Origin of the sequence: Methanobrevibacter sp., from assembly GCF_017940815.1 — an archaeon.
In the GTDB taxonomy this organism is placed as follows: domain Archaea; phylum Methanobacteriota; class Methanobacteria; order Methanobacteriales; family Methanobacteriaceae; genus Methanocatella.
Window position 1 is genome coordinate 61,571 of the sequence record NZ_JAGAXX010000009.1, and the last position, 17,730, is coordinate 79,300.

Consider the following 17,730-nt stretch of genomic DNA (forward strand, 5'->3'; position numbering starts at 1 on the left):
TATTAAATGTTGTACTAAGTACAATAGTATAGTCCCGTAGGGTAGTGGTAATCCTTCTAGGCTTTGGACCCGGAGACGGCGGTTCGACTCCGCTCGGGACTACTCAACTAACTTTTTTTGGATATTTTTATGGAAAAGCTATTACTTATTGGAATTGATACAAGAAGTATGCTTAACAGTGCTTTAAAATTAGATTACGATATCTATTCCACCAGCTATTTTTCAACTTCAGACACACCCACAATCAAAAATCAAAAGATTATTCTAAAGGAAAGTGAAGATGAAAGCTGCGGAATCTTTGAAGACAGTTTTGACAGCAAGCACATTTTAGAAATATCTGCAGATTTCATTGATGAGGTTGACCACATCATACCTATTTCCGGAATATCTCCAAGTGACTTTTCAAAAAAAGATCAAAAGAAGATTCTGGGAAACAAGAACGTCAAGGACATTGAGAACAAGTACAAATTTTTCAAGAAAATCAAAAATGAATTCCTAACTCCTATGACTTTTAGTGTGAATGATGTAGATGAAGCCATTGAAATAAATAATTCTTATCCCGAAAGTCAATTTATTTTAAAACCCCTTCAAGGAAGTGGAGGCTATGATGTCAACCTACTAAATAATGCTAGAGGTATGGAATTTAATGATACTGAATTCATCTTGCAGGAATATGTTCATGGAGTGAACCTAAGTTCATCAGTACTTGCAAGTGATTCGGAATATAAAACCATCACAAACTCAAGATTGCTGACAATGAATGACTTTAACAAAAATGACAGTTTCATATATGTTGGAAACATACTCCCATTGACACAGGAGTCAATCATGACCAACACTGAAAACATTGATGAAATCATTGAGTGCATGAAACACACCAGCGAAAATTTGGCTCAAAAATTTAAACTAATGGGATCAAACGGTGTGGATTACATACTTAATGAAAATGGGTTATATGTGATTGAAGTCAATCCTAGAATTCAGGGAACATTCGAATGTGTGGAACAGGCTTATGGAATCAACATGCTTGACGCTCACATCAGGGCATGCCAGGGGGAAATAATTGAAATTCCAAAGGCGGAATATTACTCATACAAAAAAATAATCTATTCCCCAACAAGAAACAAATACTCAAAAATCAACCTGGACAACATTTATGACCTTCCTCACATAGGGTCAATTACAGAAAAAGACGAACCATTGCTAACAATTATTGACAAATCCAGTGATTTTAAAAAATTATGTGAAAAAGTTTAAAAAAGTAGTGAAATTGTAAATAACGCAGCTAGAATAAACCAACTAGATGCATAATAAATAGTATTACTCCAATTGTTATCATAAAAGTAGTAATTATCATTGCACGAGTCATCCAGATGAATACTTTAGCCTTATTGTCTGGGTCTTTCATAAATTGGTCAATTGGATTTCTTTTCATTTTAAACACACTTTCTTGAAATTTCTAGTAAAAAAAATTTTTACAGTAACTTGATAAAAATAAATATTTTTAAAAATAACAACTTATTTTGATTTTAATTAAAAAAATAATAAAAAATAAAAGAAAATGAAGAAAATTAAGAAAAATTTAAGCTTCTGCATTTTCAGCTTCTTTAGCTGCTGCAGCCTTTTCATTCTTCTCAATTGTAGATCTAATCATTTTCAATCTTACAAAGTTTTCCCTTTCCATTTCTTGGAGTCTCATATCAATATACTTTTCAGTATTTTGGAATCTTGGAATCATAATGTGCTCTAAAGCATTTACCCTACGTTTAGTAGCTTCGATTTCCTCAGCAAGTAAGTAAATAGTTTTTTCTACTTCACCAAGTTCAATCAAATACTTAAGAGATTCCTCGAATTTCTTTGCAGCTTCGTCTAATTGGATAGTTGTGTCAGAAAAACCGTAACCCCTGTCAATAATGGATCTTTCTTCCATTTTAACATTGGTTACAGGTACTGCTACACCCATAACACTTCTTGATGTAATGTCTACATCAATAGATTCTTTAACGGATAAAGCAGCTTTTCTTACAGCCAAATCACCCATAGCAATTTGAGCTTCAACTAAAGCTTCATTTGCTTCTTTAAGACTTAATTCTGCATTTTCACGAATACCTTTGACACGATCCAAGATATCAAAAAACTCTTTGATTAAAGCATCTCTTTTTTCCTTGAGTAAACCATGCCCTTTAACAGCTAGTTTAGTCCTGTTTTTAAGAGATAATAATTCCATACGAGTTGGATTAATTCCATCTATAATATCTTGTGCCATTTAATCACCTACATTTACTGTAATGAGATTAGTCATCTTTTGGAAGGTATTGTTCAATAAATTCTTCTTTAACCCTTTTGAGTTCGGATTTAGGTAAGATTTTGAGTAAGTTCCAACCAAGATCTAATGTTTCGAAGATAGTTCTGTCTTCATCTTTACTTTGAGTAATGAATTGGTCTTCGAATGCTTGAGCAAACTCTAAGAATTTTTGGTCCCTTTCGGTAAGTGCTTCTTCCCCTACAACCGCAACGAGGTCTCTTAATTCACGACCTTCTGCATATGCGGAATAAAGTTGGTCAGATACACCACTGTGGTCATCACGAGTTTTGTCTCCACCGATACCACCACTCATCAAACGAGAAAGTGAAGGAAGTACGTCTACAGGAGGGTAAATACCTTTCCTGGAAATTTCCCTACTTAATACGATTTGTCCTTCGGTAATATAACCGGTTAAGTCCGGAATTGGGTGAGTAATATCGTCTTGAGGCATAACTAAGATAGGCATTTGAGTAATGGAACCTTCTTTACCGTCAATACGTCCTGCTCTTTCATAAATACCTGCAAGGTCAGTGTACATGTAACCAGGGTAACCTCTTCTTCCAGGTACTTCTTCCCTAGCTGCGGAAATTTCCCTTAATGCTTCACAGTAGTTGGTCATATCTGTTAAGATAACCAATACTTGCATACCTAAGGTGAATGCGTAGTATTCAGCAGTGGTTAAAGCCATTTTAGGAGTTAAGATCCTTTCGATAGCAGGGTCGTCTGCTAAGTTCATGAATACTGTTAATTTTTCTAAAGCTCCAGTACGTTCGAAGTCTCTCATGAAGAAGTTTGCTTCTTCGTTGGTAATACCCATAGCAGCGAAAATTACTGCAAACTCGTCGTCTGCACCTAATACTTTAGCTTGTCTTGCAATTTGTACAGCTAAGTCGTTGTGAGGTAAACCTGATCCTGAGAAAATTGGTAATTTTTGACCTCTTACTAATGTGTTCATTCCGTCAATGGTAGAGATACCAGTTTGAATAAATTCTTCTGGGAATTCACGGGATGCAGGGTTCATAGGAGAACCGTTAATGTCTAATTCTTCATCAGGGATAATTTCTGGTCCACCGTCAATAGGTTTACCGATACCGTTAAAGATACGACCCATCATGTCTCTGGATACACCGATTTTTGCGGTTTGACCAGTGAATCTGGTTTTGGTATCTTTAGTGTTTAAGTCACTAGTTCCTTCGAATACTTGAATAACAGCAACATCTTTAGTTACTTCAAGAACTTGACCACTTCTTTTTTCACCAGTAGGTGTTTCAATATCTACAATTTCATTGTAACCAACGCCTTCTACTCCTTCAACAACCATTAAAGGACCGGAGACTTCAGATACAGTAGTATATTCTCTAGTTTTAATATTTGTATTCATTTTTAAGCCTCACTGCATTGTTTAGTAATTGCGGATTGAATTTCTTCAATTTTTGCATCAAATTCATCTTGTGGGATGTATTTCATTTTACCGATGTCTTCTTTAACAGGTAATGCTACAATGTTTGCGATTGGAGCTCCTCTGTTAACAGCTGCAAGAGATTCTTTGTAGAATAATAAAATGGTTTTTAACATTTTGTACTGTTTGTCAGGTGCACAGTAGGTATCTACATCATCAAATGCGTTTTGTTGCAAGAAGTCTTCTCTTAACATACGTGTAGTTTCTAATGTAGCTTGGTCAGTTTCTGGTAATGCATCAGGACCGACTAATTGTACAATTTCTTGTAACTCGGATTCTTTTTGTAATAATCCCATAGCTTGGTCACGAGTTGCTCTCCAATCTGCAGCTACGTTTTCAGCCCACCAACCTTCAATACTGTCTACATATAATGAGTAACTTTGTAACCAGTCGATTGAAGGGAAGTGACGTTTATCTGCAAGGGATGCATCTAACGCCCAGAACACTTTACAGATACGTAATGTGTTTTGGGTAACAGGTTCGGATAAGTCCCCACCAGGAGGTGATACTGCACCGACTACGGAAATTGAAGCAACATTTGGTTCAGTTCCGATAGTTTTTACTCTTCCTGCTCTTTCGTAGAATTGTGCTAATCTGGATGCTAAGTATGCAGGGTAACCTTCTTCCCCAGGCATTTCTTCTAATCTTCCAGAAATCTCCCTCATAGCTTCAGCCCATCTTGAGGTTGAATCTGCCATAAGTGCTACGTCATAACCTTGGTCACGGTAATATTCAGCAATAGTAATACCAGTGTATACACATGCTTCACGAGCTGCTACCGGCATGTTTGAAGTGTTTGCAATAAGAACTGTTCTGTCCATCAATGGGTTTCCAGTTTTAGGGTCGTCAAGGAATGGGAATTCGGTAAGTACTTCAGTCATTTCGTTACCACGTTCACCACATCCGATATATACCACAATATCTGCGTCAGCCCATTTAGCTAATTGTTGTTGTGTAACTGTTTTACCTGATCCGAAAGGACCTGGAATAGCAGCTGCTCCTCCTTTAGCTACGGAGAAGAAAGTGTCTTGTGCTCTTTGACCAGTTACTAATGGTACATCTGGATCTAATTTTTCAATGTAAGGACGACTTCTTTTTACAGGCCATTTTTGGAGCATTTGGATTTTTTCACCATCAACTGCTGCAATGTCTTCAAGTACAGTGTATTCGCCTTCTGCTGCGATTTCTGTAACTTCTCCTTCCATAGTTGGTGGTACCATGATTTTGTGTAAAACTGCGGTAGTTTCTTGTACTTCACCGAGCACGTCTCCGCCTTTTACTTTGTCTCCAACTTTAGCCACTGGTTTAAATGCCCATTTTTTCTCTTTGTTGATGGAATCTACATCAATACCTCTAGCAATGAAGTCACCAGATTCTTCTCTGATGATTCTTAAAGGTCTTTGAATTCCGTCAAAAATAGAACTCATTACACCAGGACCGAGTTCTACAGACAATGGACCTCCAGTACATTCAACTACTTCACCCGGTTGGATACCGGCTGTTTCTTCATATACTTGGATAGTTGCGGTGTCACCTTCAAGCTCAATGATCTCACCGATAAGCTTTTCGTCACCTACCCTAACCATCTCAAGCATCTGAGCCCCTCTCATACCATCTGCAATAATAACAGGCCCAGCAATCTTAATAATATTTCCTTCAATAATCATTTAACCATCTCTACCCCAATAACTCTTTTAATAAGGTCATTTATTTGATCAGATGAACCTTCTGAGGACCCATCTTTATCTGGTATTTCAATTATCATTGGTAAAACGTTTGAACCAATTTTTCTATTAATATGATTTCTTATTTCATTAGCCATTAATTGAGTCATGATAATAATTGAAATTTCATCATCTAAAAATTTATCAAAAGCTGCGATAGCTTCTTCAGGAGTATTAACTACTTCTGCTTGTTTGACACCACCTAATCTAAATCCGGAAACAGTGTCAATATCACCTATAATTGCTACTGAACTCATATTAACATCTCCATGATTTTAGAATTAGGGAAGTCTGCTTCTCTTTTTGCTCTTGCAATAATTTTTAAATTCTTAATTTCATTTTCTTTTTGACTTAAATAACCAATAATTGGACCAATTCCTAATGGTTTTTTAGAAGCTAAAGATTTTGAATAATCTGAAGTGTATTGGTCTAATGCTTTTTCGAATACAGCAACTGAACCAGTTTCATTGTAAACTGGCATTACATCAGTTAATGCTTCAGAATATTTTGTTCCTTCTAAACCAGATACTACATTTGTAACATCTGGAGATTCCATTAAATCTTTGAGTTTCCATTCACGTAATTGGTACCCTTCTTCTAATGTATAAGGTGAGATTGCATCGTAATCAAGACCATCTTCTTTAGCCCTTATAATTAGTTTAAGATTAGCTACATCAACTTGAGTTCCTACATATGAGTATAAGATTTGTTTGTTCTCATCGGAAGGAACGTCAGTAGAACGTAATAATTTGCCTAAATAGTATTTATCTAAAGCTGATTCTAATGGAAGAATCATTTTAGTATCTTCATATTGTGGAAGAGCATCTTCTAATGCTGTTGCATATTCAGTACCATCTAAACTTGTTACAATATCGGTTACATTTTCAGAATCAGCTAAGGATTCTAATTCCTCGTATAATGATCCACAAGGGATTAATAATTCTCTTGTTTCATCAGGAGTAAGACCAACTTCCTTAGCGGTTAAAAGACTTTTGATATTGTCGATGTCTGCTTTTTTAGACATGACGTCAAAAGGTTTTTTAATGTCTTTAGGAGCTAATCTTGCAACGAAATCGTAAGTGTTAGCACGTTCAACGTCTAATGCTTTGTCAAGTGGATAGTCGTCTAATACGTCAGCGTATTCAGGAACACCTTTGAGGTAATTTTCAACTTCTTCAACATTGTTGGTTTCAACAAGTTCAGAAATTTGTTTTTCATCAAATAATCTTCCTTTTCTAGCTCTTACTCTTGCACTTGGGTTAAGATAAGGATAAATGTCCAAAATTGGTCTGGATGTAATGATTACAACTACTGCACCAACAACAAGTATTGCGATAACACAGAATACCAAGAATGTTTCTTGTGTTAATCCCAAAGAACTTATTAAGGTAGCAATTCCATCTGCCATAATTTATCCTCCTAATTATTTAAATAATATTTCAGCAACTTCACTACGTAAGATACTTTTAAATCTTTCTAATCTAGCTTCAATTGTATTATTTACTTCAATATCTCCATTAACGGTTTTTAAAATAGCTCCACCCATAGCATCAATAGGTTCACCTAATGTGAAATTGATTCCTTCTAATTGGAAAGAGTCTGAACCGGTTGCAGATAATTCTTTTTTGAATTTTTCAGTATCAGCTTCATTTAATTGAATAATTAAATCGTCAGTGCCGATTTCATCAGCAGCTTCTTTAATCATTTTACTTAATGAATCTTCATATTCGTCATCGCCTGAAGAAGCTTTTGTTTTTAATTCCCCAATAGCTTGATTGAAAGCAGCTTCAATTACTTCTTCTTTAGCGCCTAACTCTGCTCTACGAGCATTCATCTTAGCTTCAGAGATAATTTGCTGATATCTCATATCAGATTGTTTTTTACCGTTTTCTAAAATTTTTGTTTTTTCAGCTTCGGCAGTTTTTTCAGCTTTTGCTTGAATAGCTGAAACTTCAGCATTTGCATCTTGAATGATTACATCAGCTTTCTCTTGGGCCACAGACATAATGCTTTCAACAATTTTACTTGTGCCTGCGCTCATACAAACTGCCTCCTTAACCTAAGATTCCACCGAATACCATAAGTAAAATAGCAATCAAGAAACCGTAAATAGCTTGTGTTTCTGGTAATGCAGAGAAAATAATACCACGAGCAAACATGTCGTTATCTTCTACGATAGCACCAACGGATGATGCTGCTGCCATACCTTGTCCCATACCGGAACCTAAACCTGCAAATCCAATGGATGCACCTACACCGATAGCTACAATACCAGCTTCAGTAGGTAATCCTTGTCCTCCACCGAGTAATCCGGAGAATACTAATAATAAGATTGCAACCAAGAACCCGTAAATAGCCTGAGTTTCTGGTAATGCAGAGAAAATAATACCTCTTGCAAACATGTCATTGTCTTCTGCAACTGCACCTACAGATCCTGCAGCTGCCATACCTTGACCTAAACCGGAACCTAATCCAGCAAAACCAATTGCTACTCCAGCACCAATAGCTGCTAAAGCAGTACCTAAAGCAATTTCTACCATATTTAATTCACCTTTGAAATAATATTGATTTTTTAAATTTTAATTTAAGATATAAATGAAAAATTTTTAATTTTTAATTTTTGTAAATGTTCTTTTTGCTTTGAAAGCTTCGAATTTACCTTTACCTTCCATGAAGAATTGTGAGAAGAACTCTACATAGTTAAGACGTAAAGCGTTAATAAATGCACCTAATACTTGGAAAGCGAAGTTTGCAATGTGTCCACCGACAAAGACAATGATTGCGACAACAATTCCAGCGAAAGGAACCATGTTGTTTAACATTTCAGCTAAAATGTTAACAGTCATTGCGATACCACCGGTAGCTAAACATAATGCTAAAAGACGAGCGTAGGACAATACATCTCCCATGTAACCGAAAATATCCATTACACCGTATGCACCGTTAGCCCATACTAACATTCCAATAGTTGCAACTACTAATATTCCACCTAATACCATACCAATCATACCGACTGCAGGCATCATGAATCCTAAAGCAAGTAAGATAATACCAGCTTCAAATACAAACCAACAGATTTGAGAACCTATAGCATCTTTCTTGTTTCCGTATCTAAGGTTGTTAATAGCACCCATAATAAATCCGATATTGGTGTAGATAAGACCAACAATAATAGCTATAATCAATATAGTGTCCGGATGTACAAATGCTTCAACTGCAGGAATTACAGTTGGTAAACGGAAACCTGCTATTCTTTCACAGAAGTCACCTAATAAACCATTAGTTATCAAACCTAGTATAACGGCCCATAGACCAGACCAGATTAAAATCCAACCAAATGATTTCATGGATTCTTTAACTTTTCCAAGACCTCTGAGTAATACTACACCTATTGCAGATACAACTAACCCATATGCAGCATCGGTTAAACAGAAACCGAAGAAGAATGGGAATGTGATTGCAACGAAAATTGTTGGATCGAGTGCGTTGTAACGTACCGGTGAGTACATGTCAACAAGGTATTCGAAAGGTTTTGCATACCATCCATTTTGTTGTAGGATAGGAACATTTTCATCATCTGTACCTTCAACCTCTATTGTTTCAAAGGCACAATGTCCGTCAGAACTTTTTTCAACCAATTGTTCTACTTTTTCGGTATCTTTTACAGGTACCCAAGCTTCTAAGATGTAAGCGTCTTTAGTTTGAACAAATGATGAAAGAATTTCGTTCTTTTCTTTTTCATTTTCTAGTTGTTCTTTGAGAGCTAATATGTCATCGTCCCATTGTTCAGCAACTGCTTTTAACTCAGATTTTACAGATGCTCTTTCTGATTCAATTGTCAAGAGTCTTGAATCAGCATTGGAGATGATTTGTTGAGGAGTACCTTCAACGTTTCCTACTTCAATTCTCTCAAAGTCGAATTTACGAAGTGTTGAATAAACATCGTCGCTAAATTCATTAAGAGTTACTACTACGATAATTTCTTCTGCCTTATCGTCAGCAGGAACTGTAAATATTTCTAATTCATCAGTCAACTTACTTAATTCATTTTTGATTTCTGAAGCAGATTCAGCATTAATCCTTCCAACAGTAGTAGAAGTGTACTTAGAATCTTTTAAATCAGCTAAATCCATGTCAAAATTAGACAAGCGATTAGCCAAAGTTTTATTAGACTTGAGTTCACTTGTTTCAGCGTCGAGTGCGGAAAGTTTTCCTTCTATAACACTTGTTTTAGCTTCAACTTGAGCTAAAGTATCCTCCGCCTTTTCAATAAAAGCTTCAGTGTCTAAATTATCAATTTCCTTTTGAACAGGTAAATCTGGACTAATAAAAGACATTAAAGTATCTTTTAACCCATGGCCTTCTGATAAAGAATTTCCTAAAAGTTCAGATATACCGTTTGTTTTCATAAGAAGTGAAGATAATTTACCAGTGTACGGAGTGGCTTTAGCAGGAGTCACTAATTCCGCTAATTCAGGATCTTGCTGAATGCTATCAGAAATATCACTGATTTGTATGAGTCCTGATTCGTGGAGAGCATCCACTGTAGGAGCAACATACTTTTCCAGTGTTACTATTCTAATTTTTCGCATTCTAGCTGTCTTGAACATATAATCTCACACTACAAAATATTTTTGACAATAATAGAAGCAGCTTCATCAACATTTGCCATAGCCTTGTCTTTGATGGATTTAACCTCCACTTTGGACTGCTCAGCAATTGTTTGCGCTTCTTTTTTAGCTTTATCTTCTGCATCAAAAACAGTATCTTTAGCGTCGTCTTCTGCTGCCAATTTAGCTGTTGAAATAATTTCTTCAGCTTTCGCTTTTGATTCAGCAATCAAATCATTTGATTTGGACTCTGAATCAACAATGAGTTGTTCAGCATCAGATTCAGCTTTTTTTATCATTGCGATTGCGTCTGATATCTCTGCCATAATTAATCACCATGGTGTACTTATTTTTGTTGTGTAATATATATATCTTTTACTATTCAATTTTGATTAGAATTCGTAAAAATTAAATTAACATGATAAAAAGTTACTAAAAAATAATATTTAGATTGAAATATTTAATAAAAAAAAGAATAAAAGATAAATAATTTATCTATAGAACCATTTCAATATACTAGGCGGTAATTTTTGTAAATAAGCAAGGATTGCTATTGCAATGATGATTATACCCAATATGGCGAAGCCGATATTATACGGATTGGCAAGTAATATGTATCCGCTTACACCTATGACAATACCCTCAAAGAAGAACACCGCCTTGGTCCAACCGGGGTTGAACAGTATGATGAAATATGCAATTGCAATCAAAATCAGTATAATTGCGGTGGCCATTACATCATTTGTTATTGGCTGGTGTCTCAAGAATGGGGAAATTGCCCAAACAATCAACATTAAGGCCAACATTACACCTAGTAATTTAAACATTTTAACGTTTGCCATAATAACACTTAATTTTTATTTTATCTTTATAGTATTTATATCATTTTATATTAACTAGTATACATGGAACGAGCAGTTTGGATTATTTTAAACAAGAATTTTTCACTGACATTAGACGGTGAAATAAAAGAAGGCAAAGTTGTTGACAAGAAGTTCTCACCTGGAAACGACATTTGGACAAACGAGCTTCCACGTCTAGGATTCAACGATGAGAATGTGCAAAAGGATTATGATGAGTTCATTTCAGACATATTCGCATTGTTTTCAGAACCCACTGCAAACGAGGTGTTCATAGATGCAAAACTAGGTGAGGAATCAGAGTACCTCAATTGCAAGAATCCCTTGCTGATAAGAAAAATAGAAGAGTATGATGTAGATGAAATTATAGGATAGCTGTAGCCTTATCCAGCACTTCATCCATTGTATTGAATTCAAGAGCATTTCCCTCATCATCCACCCTTTCTGTTGTAATCAACACATTGGGAGATGCCCATATATACGAATAGGCAAAATAAACCACATTTATGAATAATGCAATTGACAAAAAGAACAACGCCACGATTAAGCACACTGCATGAATCAAAACATTACCATATCTCTTGCGTTTCATCAAGATAAAATTATCTTGCTGATCCATAATTTTAAATTTATGCTGGGATAATTCTTCAGATATCCTTTCCATATCCTTTGAATTATCAGCACTTAAAACAAATAAAGACATTTTAATCCATATAAACTACAAATTCATCCAATTCTTTTCTAGGAGTTTCCCTTGGCTCAGCATTACCGTATCCTAATGGAGTGAACAATATTGCTTCCTCATTTTCGCCTAATCCCAAGAATTCATGAGCCTTGTATTTTTTGAATGCACCAATATAGCAGGTTCCAAGACCGACATCTGCAGCCGCAAGAATCATGTGGTCCATGACAATTGTTGCGTCAATGTCAACAATGTTCTTTTGGTCCCATGGTCTGGTCCATGCCTCGTTGGCAATACCAACAACACATAACACATATGGAGCCTCTACAAACCATTTGGCGCCGTAAATTTCTGAAAGTTCATCCTTATGTTTTTTGGTGTCGATTACATAAACTTTAAATGGCTGTGCATTAACGCCTGTCGGTGCAATTGTTGCAGCCTTTAAGACATAATCAAGCTTTTCTTTCTCTACTTCCTTGTCCAAATATCCTCTTACACTGTATCTTTCATTGATCACATCAATAAATTCCATCTTATCTTCCTCCAACGTATTCTACATCATCAAGATCACAGAATCTTCTGAATTCTTCCTCATCCATTCTTTCTTCACGTATATGTGCTATTATGCCGGGAACTCTTCCGATTATAAAAACGCCTAACCCCATTTCAGGGTCAAAACCCAAATCGGACAGTATTGCTGCATTTGCACCATCTACATTCAATCTGATATTTTTCTTTTCAGACACCAAATCCTGAACTGCCAATGCAAGTTTAAGGTGAGGTCCAATGAAACCTTCCTTAATGGCAACTTCCACCAACTTATCAGCCCTCGGATCAACCTTATGATATCTGTGGCCAAAGCCAGGTATTTTTTTGCCTTTAAGAATGTAATCCTTATAGATTTCAATGGCCAAGCCTGCAATCAGCTTATTGTCAATGTCCGGGTCCTCAATCAAATGAGCATGAAGAATTTTAGATTGGTACAATTCCATTGACTTTTCAATGGCGCCTGCATGCTTGTGTCCAAATGAAAGCAACGCCCCCGCAACAGCCGAATTCAACGGAGAGCCGGATGACGCTATTAGACGTGCTGTCTGAGTGCTTGGTGGTGTAACACCATGGTCACAGAATGAAACCAAGACATGATTGAATATTCTGCTTTCCTTGATTGAAGGCAATCTACCTCTTAAAAGCAGGAAAACCATGTCACTGTATCTGATTTTTTCAATTAAATCCCTCTGATTATATCCTCGAGTAGTGATTTTGTCCTTTTCAACATTGGAAACTGCAGTCTTTAAAGAATGAGGATTAACCTTAAAATTATTTTCTTTCATTGTCCAACCTTTAATCTTTAATTAAAAATTAATATTAAAAATATATAAACTTTACAAATTTAGAGTTGCCACACGTGGCTCGACAAAGCATGACGGTCTAACTGATACTACCCTTATTCCGCTGGCCCTTTGATTGCCTATATTCAGATAGCATCCCAAAACAGTAGTCTTGCCTCCAAAACCTAACGGACCAATTTCAGTTCGATTCAAACGAGCGGTAATTTCCCTTTCATGCTCTGACTGATTGTCCAGACTACCGTATGCAATTGACTTAAGCAACAGTGCTGTAGCCTCATAATGGGTTCTGCCTATCCCGATTGACGGAATTGACGGGGTGCATCCCAACATCCCAAGGGAAGATTCAAGCCATTCGCAGGCAGTCCCTATCACATTGTCGAAGGAACGCTTATGGTAAACTCGGAATGTCTTTGATCGTATCTCAGGACCTCCCCCTTCAAGAAGGAAATGAACATTAAGAGTATCTTCAGAAATTTCACGTTTATATGTGGAATCATCATTGGCAGTATCCACAAGAATTGACGCCGGCCTTAACATTCCTGGCTTTTCATATAAGCCTTGACTTTGCTCAATCCTTTCAACAGGGTCACCCTTAACGGCCATAGGCCTTGCAGGAAGTTTGTTTAATCCCAAATAAATTCCTTCATGAATCTGATTCAAGAGCTCACCAGTTATTTCCCTTTCATGACCCAATTCGATTATCACATGGGGAATTCCCGTATCGTCACACAATGGAAATCTGGTCTCCTGAGCCACCTGATAATTTTTTAAAATCATCTCCAATGCCCATCTGGCATTATCATTATCTTCAATGGAGATGGCGTTTTTTAAAGCTTTACACTTATCTTTTGATAGAGTGGTTGATGCTCTTATAATGACATTTGAAACATCTTCTAGAATATCCATAAAATCACTCTGGAATTGCTAAATCATCAGACTTGTCTGGAGATGCAACTGCATCAGGATAATATTCATCAATCATCCTCTTGACAAGTTTTACCTGTTTGATGCGAGCTATTGCCTCTGCTTCTGTTGTATCCCAATTGTGATTGGCCGCAACCGATCCTCCAGTTTTAAGATAAACCGGAGCCGCAACACGAATAAAATCAGGAACCTCGTAATGCCTGATGAATCCTCCTGTGGATTTAGGGTTTTCAGTGTGCAGGTCCAATGACATGTCAGTTGATGACCTAATTGCTGCAATCATAGGTATCTGCAAGTCACGAACAGGATTTAGGGAATTCAAACCGACACTTTCCAATAGTTTTGCGGATGCTGGGTTAGAATGTCCTGCATGAGCAGATAGCTTAAAGTGAACATTGTTTGGAATCTCACCATCTTCCCTCATCTGACATAAAGCCCAAAGTAAACCTTCATCATAAAGCAGTATTCCTCTAACTCCCAATCTGCAGGCCCTTTTTACATCTTCGATGGCATATACCAGATTATCGTAACCTCTTAGACGATATCCAATCCTGCTTCCCTCTTTTGTATGCACTGTTGCGGAAGTGTCATATGTTGCTCTTGGACCGACTGACAGGAACAGCTCACAAGAATATTCCTTAGCCAAATCGACCATTTCACCTATTTCCTCATCAGTCAGCATCATTATCCCCTTGGTTTGAGTTACGCGATGAATAAAAATGTCATTTTCACGAGCTGCATTCAATAATGCTTTCATTGTTTTAGGTGATTGGATTCCTGGAACTTCAAAACGGTACTGTCCGCCGTCACCAAATCTTTTTGAGGAGGTGAAATCCTTTGAAACCTCTTCAATACCTATCTTTTTAAGGAATTTTTTTGTGTTTTCCATAATATCTACTCATTTAATTTACGAACAACATATTTCATTGAATAATCTTCTAATGAATCTATAACTGTTAAATTGTTAATGTCATAATGAGGATTTAATCCCTTGAACTTGTCAATAAGCTCCCTCAATTGGAACGGATTTTCAAAATCCCCTTTTGGAAGTACTGTAATATTTTGAAATACTCCATTTCTAAATGTTTTATCCAGCTTGATTATCACGTTGGACGGTCTCTTGTCAGGATATAACTCATTTAACTTATCATCTGAAAGGACAATCATGTTGTTTACAAGATTTTTGATGCTTTTTACCTTATCGACACTTGAATAGTTCTCCAAAAGACCAAATTCCATCAGTTGATTAATTTCATCAACGCTTACCTCTCCCATGACTAGGGAAATTGCCACCGCATAAGGCAGACTCTGTTTCAATTCCTCCAGGTTTTTAGGATTGAAATTATTGTGTTCTGCAGCTACGGAATATGTCTTGACCGCCACGTTTTCAATGTGGTCGTATTCATCCCCAATACTCGCCTTTAGCTTTAATGCAGTATCTATTGAAGAGTGAATATGTCTGCAGAAGGGATATTTCTTAAAGTAAATGTCCCTAACTCTTACCTTGCCGACATTCTTCAATGCATCCTCCACGGAAAAGTCGTCAACATCATAATCATCATCAAAAACCATGGTCTTTAAAAATCCTTCCTTGCCTTCAAAAATAGTTTCACTACCAGTAAAACCGTTTCGTGCTAGAAATGCTGATAAAACACCATTATACACTGCCTTTCCAGCATGCAATGCTTTACCCATTGATCCGCCATGGTCCGATTCGAGAAGACCTGCTGCCTGAGTGCCGCACAGACCCAATGCATTTAGAATTTGTCCTTCATCCAATTTCAGTAATTTAGAAGCCACAGCACCTGCAATAAATGTTCCGATGGTTCCTGTTGTGTGGAAACCCTTGTTCCTATGATATGGATTAACCATCTTTCCTAAAAGAATTCCAACCTCATAACCGACAATGACCCCCTCAATGAATTCCTTTCCACTCAATTCATATGCTTCAGATATTGCCAATGCGGTCGGAAATATTACTGCACCCAAATGAATCTGGGCTCCCCTGTGACCGTCATCCAATTCCAATACATGAGCTGCAACACCATTGACAAAGGCAGCGTTCAAAACATCTGTTTTAATGCCTGCACCGATAATGGATGCATTTAAATTCTGATTAGTGCTTTTTGAAAATATTTCCTCAACTGTATTTAAGGCTATTTGTGAAGCGCTTTCGAGCATCCCCCTGTAGGTTACTCCAAAAAAGTCCAAAAATGCCGCTTTAGTTGTTGTAATGGATTCTACAGTAGCCTGTTCATAGCGATAGTTAGAAATAAATTTAGAAATATTCTGTAAAAACATAAAACACCTAATAATAGTATATGTAAAAAGTAGTATTAAAATAGTTAAGTTAATGGTTGAAACAATTTTCCAGCTCAACTAATCATACAGCCGGAACACCAGTTAAAACCAATACGATATGTGCGACGATTGCTGCACCATAATAAGTAGTTGCAATGACTAAAACAGTGATGACAATAGCTCTCCAACCTAAAGCCTTGAATTCATCCCAACTTTTACCCATTCCAATACCCACATATGCTAAAAATACGGTTACAATAGCTAAAAGCTCCACTTGTGAAACGTAATGAAGAACGAATTCTGATGTAGGCATGCCTGGAAATGCCAATATAATACCAATTACACTGATATAGAGAATTGAAGAAACGTTTAAAGGAAGATACCTTTCCATCCATACTCCAGCAAGAGTTATTATGGACAGTATTGCCATACCAACCAGTGAACCTTCCATAGGATGATGATAACCTAAGTAATTACCGATGACTGTAATGATTGAGAATATCACAAGCAATATAATCCAATTGAAAATACCATGAACTGTTACGTTTTCAGATCCGTCAATCAAGTCAGGCATCTAATCATCCTCCTTTTTAGGCATTATGGATTCCCTTCCAATTTTAGGTTCCAACCAGTTATACATTTTTTCAGTCAATGGAAGTGCCACGAATATCACAATGTAGATTCCGACACAGAATGAAAGTAAATTACTGAATCCTGCAAATGCTTCAATTTGGGTTTCCATTCCTGGAAACGCCGCAAGGGTCGGACCGATAGCAGCTGCATTCATACTTGCACTTCCCACACCACTTGCCATTGCAAATGCATATGGGTGTAAAGGAAGAACTGACAATGAGAATGTAACGAGGAAACTGATAAATATTGTACCGATTACAGTACCGATAATGAATATTGCAAACACTCCTCTTGATTCAGGAGAGTTAAAACCATACTTATCAACAACCACAGCAACGTTTGGCTCCCTACCGATGGAGTTTGTCATACCGACAGCCTCTTTCTTGAATCCTAAAAGCAATGCAATAGGAAGCACTAAAATTGTAGCCAAGTGTCCTAATTCCTGTAAAATTAAAGCAGGACCCATGTCAAAAATTAATCCTATTGATTGACCACTTGAAACCGCCAACTTTGCAATCAAAACACCAATGAAAAGCATCATTGCACCTTCAGCGATACGGGCCTGTTTCCTTTGAATCCATTTGATCGGTTTAGCCAAATAGAACACAAGACCTAAAATAATTGTATAGATTAAAGGCATTATAGTGATTGCAACATCCTTAGTGATTGGAATGCTTATTGTTCCAATCAATTCAGCAATAACTACCAAAATAAGAACAGTAATATGTAATCTGTAGTCTCTCCACGGATTTTTCTTCAAAATACGCTTATCCGTCTTTTCCCTATAAATGTGTTCAACATGACCGTCTGGCTTTCCATCAGGAATAAGAATCCACCCCAAGTAGTATCAATAATATAAAAATATATACTATATTTATTA

General features: G+C 36.7%; 20 protein-coding genes and 1 tRNA gene. 3 read left to right on the forward strand and 18 right to left on the reverse strand.

The window, feature by feature from the left end; all coding sequences use genetic code 11:
• The first annotated feature begins 30 nt into the window (after window positions 1-30).
• Together ILA26_RS01350 and ILA26_RS01355 are read left to right on the forward strand one after the other, a co-directional pair.
• Window positions 31-102: transfer RNA gene (locus tag ILA26_RS01350), tRNA-Gln, on the forward strand.
• Between the two features lie 27 nt (window positions 103-129).
• Window positions 130-1,257: an ATP-grasp domain-containing protein gene (locus tag ILA26_RS01355; RefSeq protein WP_292893181.1), complete on the forward strand. Its 1,128-nt coding sequence runs from the start codon at window positions 130-132 to the stop codon at window positions 1,255-1,257.
• A 325-nt stretch (window positions 1,258-1,582) separates the two neighbouring features.
• Here ILA26_RS01355 and ILA26_RS01360 read toward each other — a convergent pair whose 3' ends face one another.
• The 10 genes from ILA26_RS01360 to ILA26_RS01405 all read right to left on the reverse strand — a co-directional run bounded on the left by ILA26_RS01360 (window position 1,583) and on the right by ILA26_RS01405 (window position 10,940).
• Complete coding sequence (locus ILA26_RS01360; protein WP_292893184.1) at window positions 1,583-2,266, reverse strand: V-type ATP synthase subunit D; 684 nt, start codon at window positions 2,264-2,266, stop codon at window positions 1,583-1,585.
• 28 nt (window positions 2,267-2,294) lie between these two features.
• Window positions 2,295-3,686, reverse strand: coding sequence for a V-type ATP synthase subunit B (locus ILA26_RS01365; protein WP_292893186.1), 1,392 nt, complete (start codon window positions 3,684-3,686; stop codon window positions 2,295-2,297).
• Between the two features lie 2 nt (window positions 3,687-3,688).
• Window positions 3,689-5,431, reverse strand: a complete 1,743-nt coding sequence (locus ILA26_RS01370) for an ATP synthase subunit A (RefSeq protein ID WP_292893189.1) — start codon at window positions 5,429-5,431, stop codon at window positions 3,689-3,691.
• Window positions 5,428-5,745, reverse strand: coding sequence for a V-type ATP synthase subunit F (locus ILA26_RS01375; RefSeq protein WP_292893192.1), 318 nt, complete (start codon window positions 5,743-5,745; stop codon window positions 5,428-5,430). Before ILA26_RS01375 ends, ILA26_RS01370 begins: the two co-directional genes overlap by 4 nt.
• Window positions 5,742-6,896, reverse strand: coding sequence for a V-type ATP synthase subunit C (locus ILA26_RS01380; RefSeq protein WP_292893195.1), 1,155 nt, complete (start codon window positions 6,894-6,896; stop codon window positions 5,742-5,744). Before ILA26_RS01380 ends, ILA26_RS01375 begins: the two co-directional genes overlap by 4 nt.
• 15 nt (window positions 6,897-6,911) lie before the next feature.
• Window positions 6,912-7,529, reverse strand: a complete 618-nt coding sequence (locus ILA26_RS01385) for a V-type proton ATPase subunit E (RefSeq protein ID WP_292893197.1) — start codon at window positions 7,527-7,529, stop codon at window positions 6,912-6,914.
• 13 nt (window positions 7,530-7,542) lie between these two features.
• Window positions 7,543-8,028: a V-type ATP synthase subunit K gene (locus tag ILA26_RS01390; RefSeq protein ID WP_069573492.1), complete on the reverse strand. Its 486-nt coding sequence runs from the start codon at window positions 8,026-8,028 to the stop codon at window positions 7,543-7,545.
• A 66-nt stretch (window positions 8,029-8,094) separates the two neighbouring features.
• The gene (locus ILA26_RS01395; RefSeq protein WP_292893199.1) at window positions 8,095-10,098 is read right to left on the reverse strand and encodes a V-type ATP synthase subunit I; all 2,004 of its coding nucleotides are present in this window, start codon (window positions 10,096-10,098) and stop codon (window positions 8,095-8,097) included.
• A gap of 11 nt (window positions 10,099-10,109) precedes the next feature.
• Window positions 10,110-10,424 carry a V-type ATP synthase subunit H gene (locus ILA26_RS01400; protein ID WP_292893201.1) on the reverse strand — a complete coding sequence of 105 codons (315 nt, stop codon included), beginning with the start codon at window positions 10,422-10,424 and terminating at the stop codon, window positions 10,110-10,112.
• Between the two features lie 165 nt (window positions 10,425-10,589).
• Window positions 10,590-10,940: a hypothetical protein gene (locus tag ILA26_RS01405; RefSeq protein ID WP_292893203.1), complete on the reverse strand. Its 351-nt coding sequence runs from the start codon at window positions 10,938-10,940 to the stop codon at window positions 10,590-10,592.
• Window positions 10,941-11,003: 63 nt separating this feature from the next.
• Between ILA26_RS01405 and ILA26_RS01410 the strand changes: the two genes are divergently transcribed.
• A complete protein-coding gene (locus tag ILA26_RS01410; RefSeq protein WP_292893205.1) occupies window positions 11,004-11,333 on the forward strand; it encodes a hypothetical protein in 330 nt (109 codons plus the stop codon).
• Here ILA26_RS01410 and ILA26_RS01415 read toward each other — a convergent pair.
• The 8 genes from ILA26_RS01415 to ILA26_RS01450 all read right to left on the reverse strand — a co-directional run bounded on the left by ILA26_RS01415 (window position 11,323) and on the right by ILA26_RS01450 (window position 17,691).
• Complete coding sequence (locus ILA26_RS01415) at window positions 11,323-11,661, reverse strand: hypothetical protein (RefSeq protein WP_292893207.1); 339 nt, start codon at window positions 11,659-11,661, stop codon at window positions 11,323-11,325. The two genes, ILA26_RS01410 and ILA26_RS01415, sit on opposite strands and share 11 nt — an antisense overlap.
• Before the next feature lies 1 nt (window position 11,662).
• Window positions 11,663-12,172: a nitroreductase family protein gene (locus ILA26_RS01420; protein ID WP_292893209.1), complete on the reverse strand. Its 510-nt coding sequence runs from the start codon at window positions 12,170-12,172 to the stop codon at window positions 11,663-11,665.
• Between the two features lies 1 nt (window position 12,173).
• Window positions 12,174-12,974 carry a citryl-CoA lyase gene (locus ILA26_RS01425; RefSeq protein WP_292893211.1) on the reverse strand — a complete coding sequence of 267 codons (801 nt, stop codon included), beginning with the start codon at window positions 12,972-12,974 and terminating at the stop codon, window positions 12,174-12,176.
• A gap of 51 nt (window positions 12,975-13,025) precedes the next feature.
• A complete protein-coding gene (locus ILA26_RS01430; protein WP_292893213.1) occupies window positions 13,026-13,898 on the reverse strand; it encodes a fumarate hydratase in 873 nt (290 codons plus the stop codon).
• Between the two features lie 4 nt (window positions 13,899-13,902).
• The gene (locus ILA26_RS01435) at window positions 13,903-14,805 is read right to left on the reverse strand and encodes a peptidase (protein WP_292893215.1); all 903 of its coding nucleotides are present in this window, start codon (window positions 14,803-14,805) and stop codon (window positions 13,903-13,905) included.
• 5 nt (window positions 14,806-14,810) lie between these two features.
• Entirely contained in the window at window positions 14,811-16,217 is a 1,407-nt protein-coding gene (locus ILA26_RS01440; RefSeq protein ID WP_292893217.1) for an MmgE/PrpD family protein, read from the reverse strand.
• Window positions 16,218-16,299: 82 nt separating this feature from the next.
• Window positions 16,300-16,791: a hypothetical protein gene (locus ILA26_RS01445; RefSeq protein WP_292893219.1), complete on the reverse strand. Its 492-nt coding sequence runs from the start codon at window positions 16,789-16,791 to the stop codon at window positions 16,300-16,302.
• Window positions 16,792-17,691: a DUF3100 domain-containing protein gene (locus ILA26_RS01450; protein ID WP_292893221.1), complete on the reverse strand. Its 900-nt coding sequence runs from the start codon at window positions 17,689-17,691 to the stop codon at window positions 16,792-16,794. It lies immediately after the preceding gene.
• Window positions 17,692-17,730: the final 39 nt, after the last annotated feature.

Coding starts and splice junctions, on each gene's coding strand:
- ILA26_RS01355 (WP_292893181.1), top strand. CDS start 130: ATGGAAAAGCTATTACTTATTGGAATTGATACAAGAAGTATGCTTAAC.
- ILA26_RS01360 (WP_292893184.1), bottom strand. CDS start 2,266: ATGGCACAAGATATTATAGATGGAATTAATCCAACTCGTATGGAATTA.
- ILA26_RS01365 (WP_292893186.1), bottom strand. CDS start 3,686: ATGAATACAAATATTAAAACTAGAGAATATACTACTGTATCTGAAGTC.
- ILA26_RS01370 (WP_292893189.1), bottom strand. CDS start 5,431: ATGATTATTGAAGGAAATATTATTAAGATTGCTGGGCCTGTTATTATT.
- ILA26_RS01375 (WP_292893192.1), bottom strand. CDS start 5,745: ATGAGTTCAGTAGCAATTATAGGTGATATTGACACTGTTTCCGGATTT.
- ILA26_RS01380 (WP_292893195.1), bottom strand. CDS start 6,896: ATGGCAGATGGAATTGCTACCTTAATAAGTTCTTTGGGATTAACACAA.
- ILA26_RS01385 (WP_292893197.1), bottom strand. CDS start 7,529: ATGAGCGCAGGCACAAGTAAAATTGTTGAAAGCATTATGTCTGTGGCC.
- ILA26_RS01390 (WP_069573492.1), bottom strand. CDS start 8,028: ATGGTAGAAATTGCTTTAGGTACTGCTTTAGCAGCTATTGGTGCTGGA.
- ILA26_RS01395 (WP_292893199.1), bottom strand. CDS start 10,098: ATGTTCAAGACAGCTAGAATGCGAAAAATTAGAATAGTAACACTGGAA.
- ILA26_RS01400 (WP_292893201.1), bottom strand. CDS start 10,424: ATGGCAGAGATATCAGACGCAATCGCAATGATAAAAAAAGCTGAATCT.
- ILA26_RS01405 (WP_292893203.1), bottom strand. CDS start 10,940: ATGGCAAACGTTAAAATGTTTAAATTACTAGGTGTAATGTTGGCCTTA.
- ILA26_RS01410 (WP_292893205.1), top strand. CDS start 11,004: ATGGAACGAGCAGTTTGGATTATTTTAAACAAGAATTTTTCACTGACA.
- ILA26_RS01415 (WP_292893207.1), bottom strand. CDS start 11,661: ATGTCTTTATTTGTTTTAAGTGCTGATAATTCAAAGGATATGGAAAGG.
- ILA26_RS01420 (WP_292893209.1), bottom strand. CDS start 12,172: ATGGAATTTATTGATGTGATCAATGAAAGATACAGTGTAAGAGGATAT.
- ILA26_RS01425 (WP_292893211.1), bottom strand. CDS start 12,974: ATGAAAGAAAATAATTTTAAGGTTAATCCTCATTCTTTAAAGACTGCA.
- ILA26_RS01430 (WP_292893213.1), bottom strand. CDS start 13,898: ATGGATATTCTAGAAGATGTTTCAAATGTCATTATAAGAGCATCAACC.
- ILA26_RS01435 (WP_292893215.1), bottom strand. CDS start 14,805: ATGGAAAACACAAAAAAATTCCTTAAAAAGATAGGTATTGAAGAGGTT.
- ILA26_RS01440 (WP_292893217.1), bottom strand. CDS start 16,217: ATGTTTTTACAGAATATTTCTAAATTTATTTCTAACTATCGCTATGAA.
- ILA26_RS01445 (WP_292893219.1), bottom strand. CDS start 16,791: ATGCCTGACTTGATTGACGGATCTGAAAACGTAACAGTTCATGGTATT.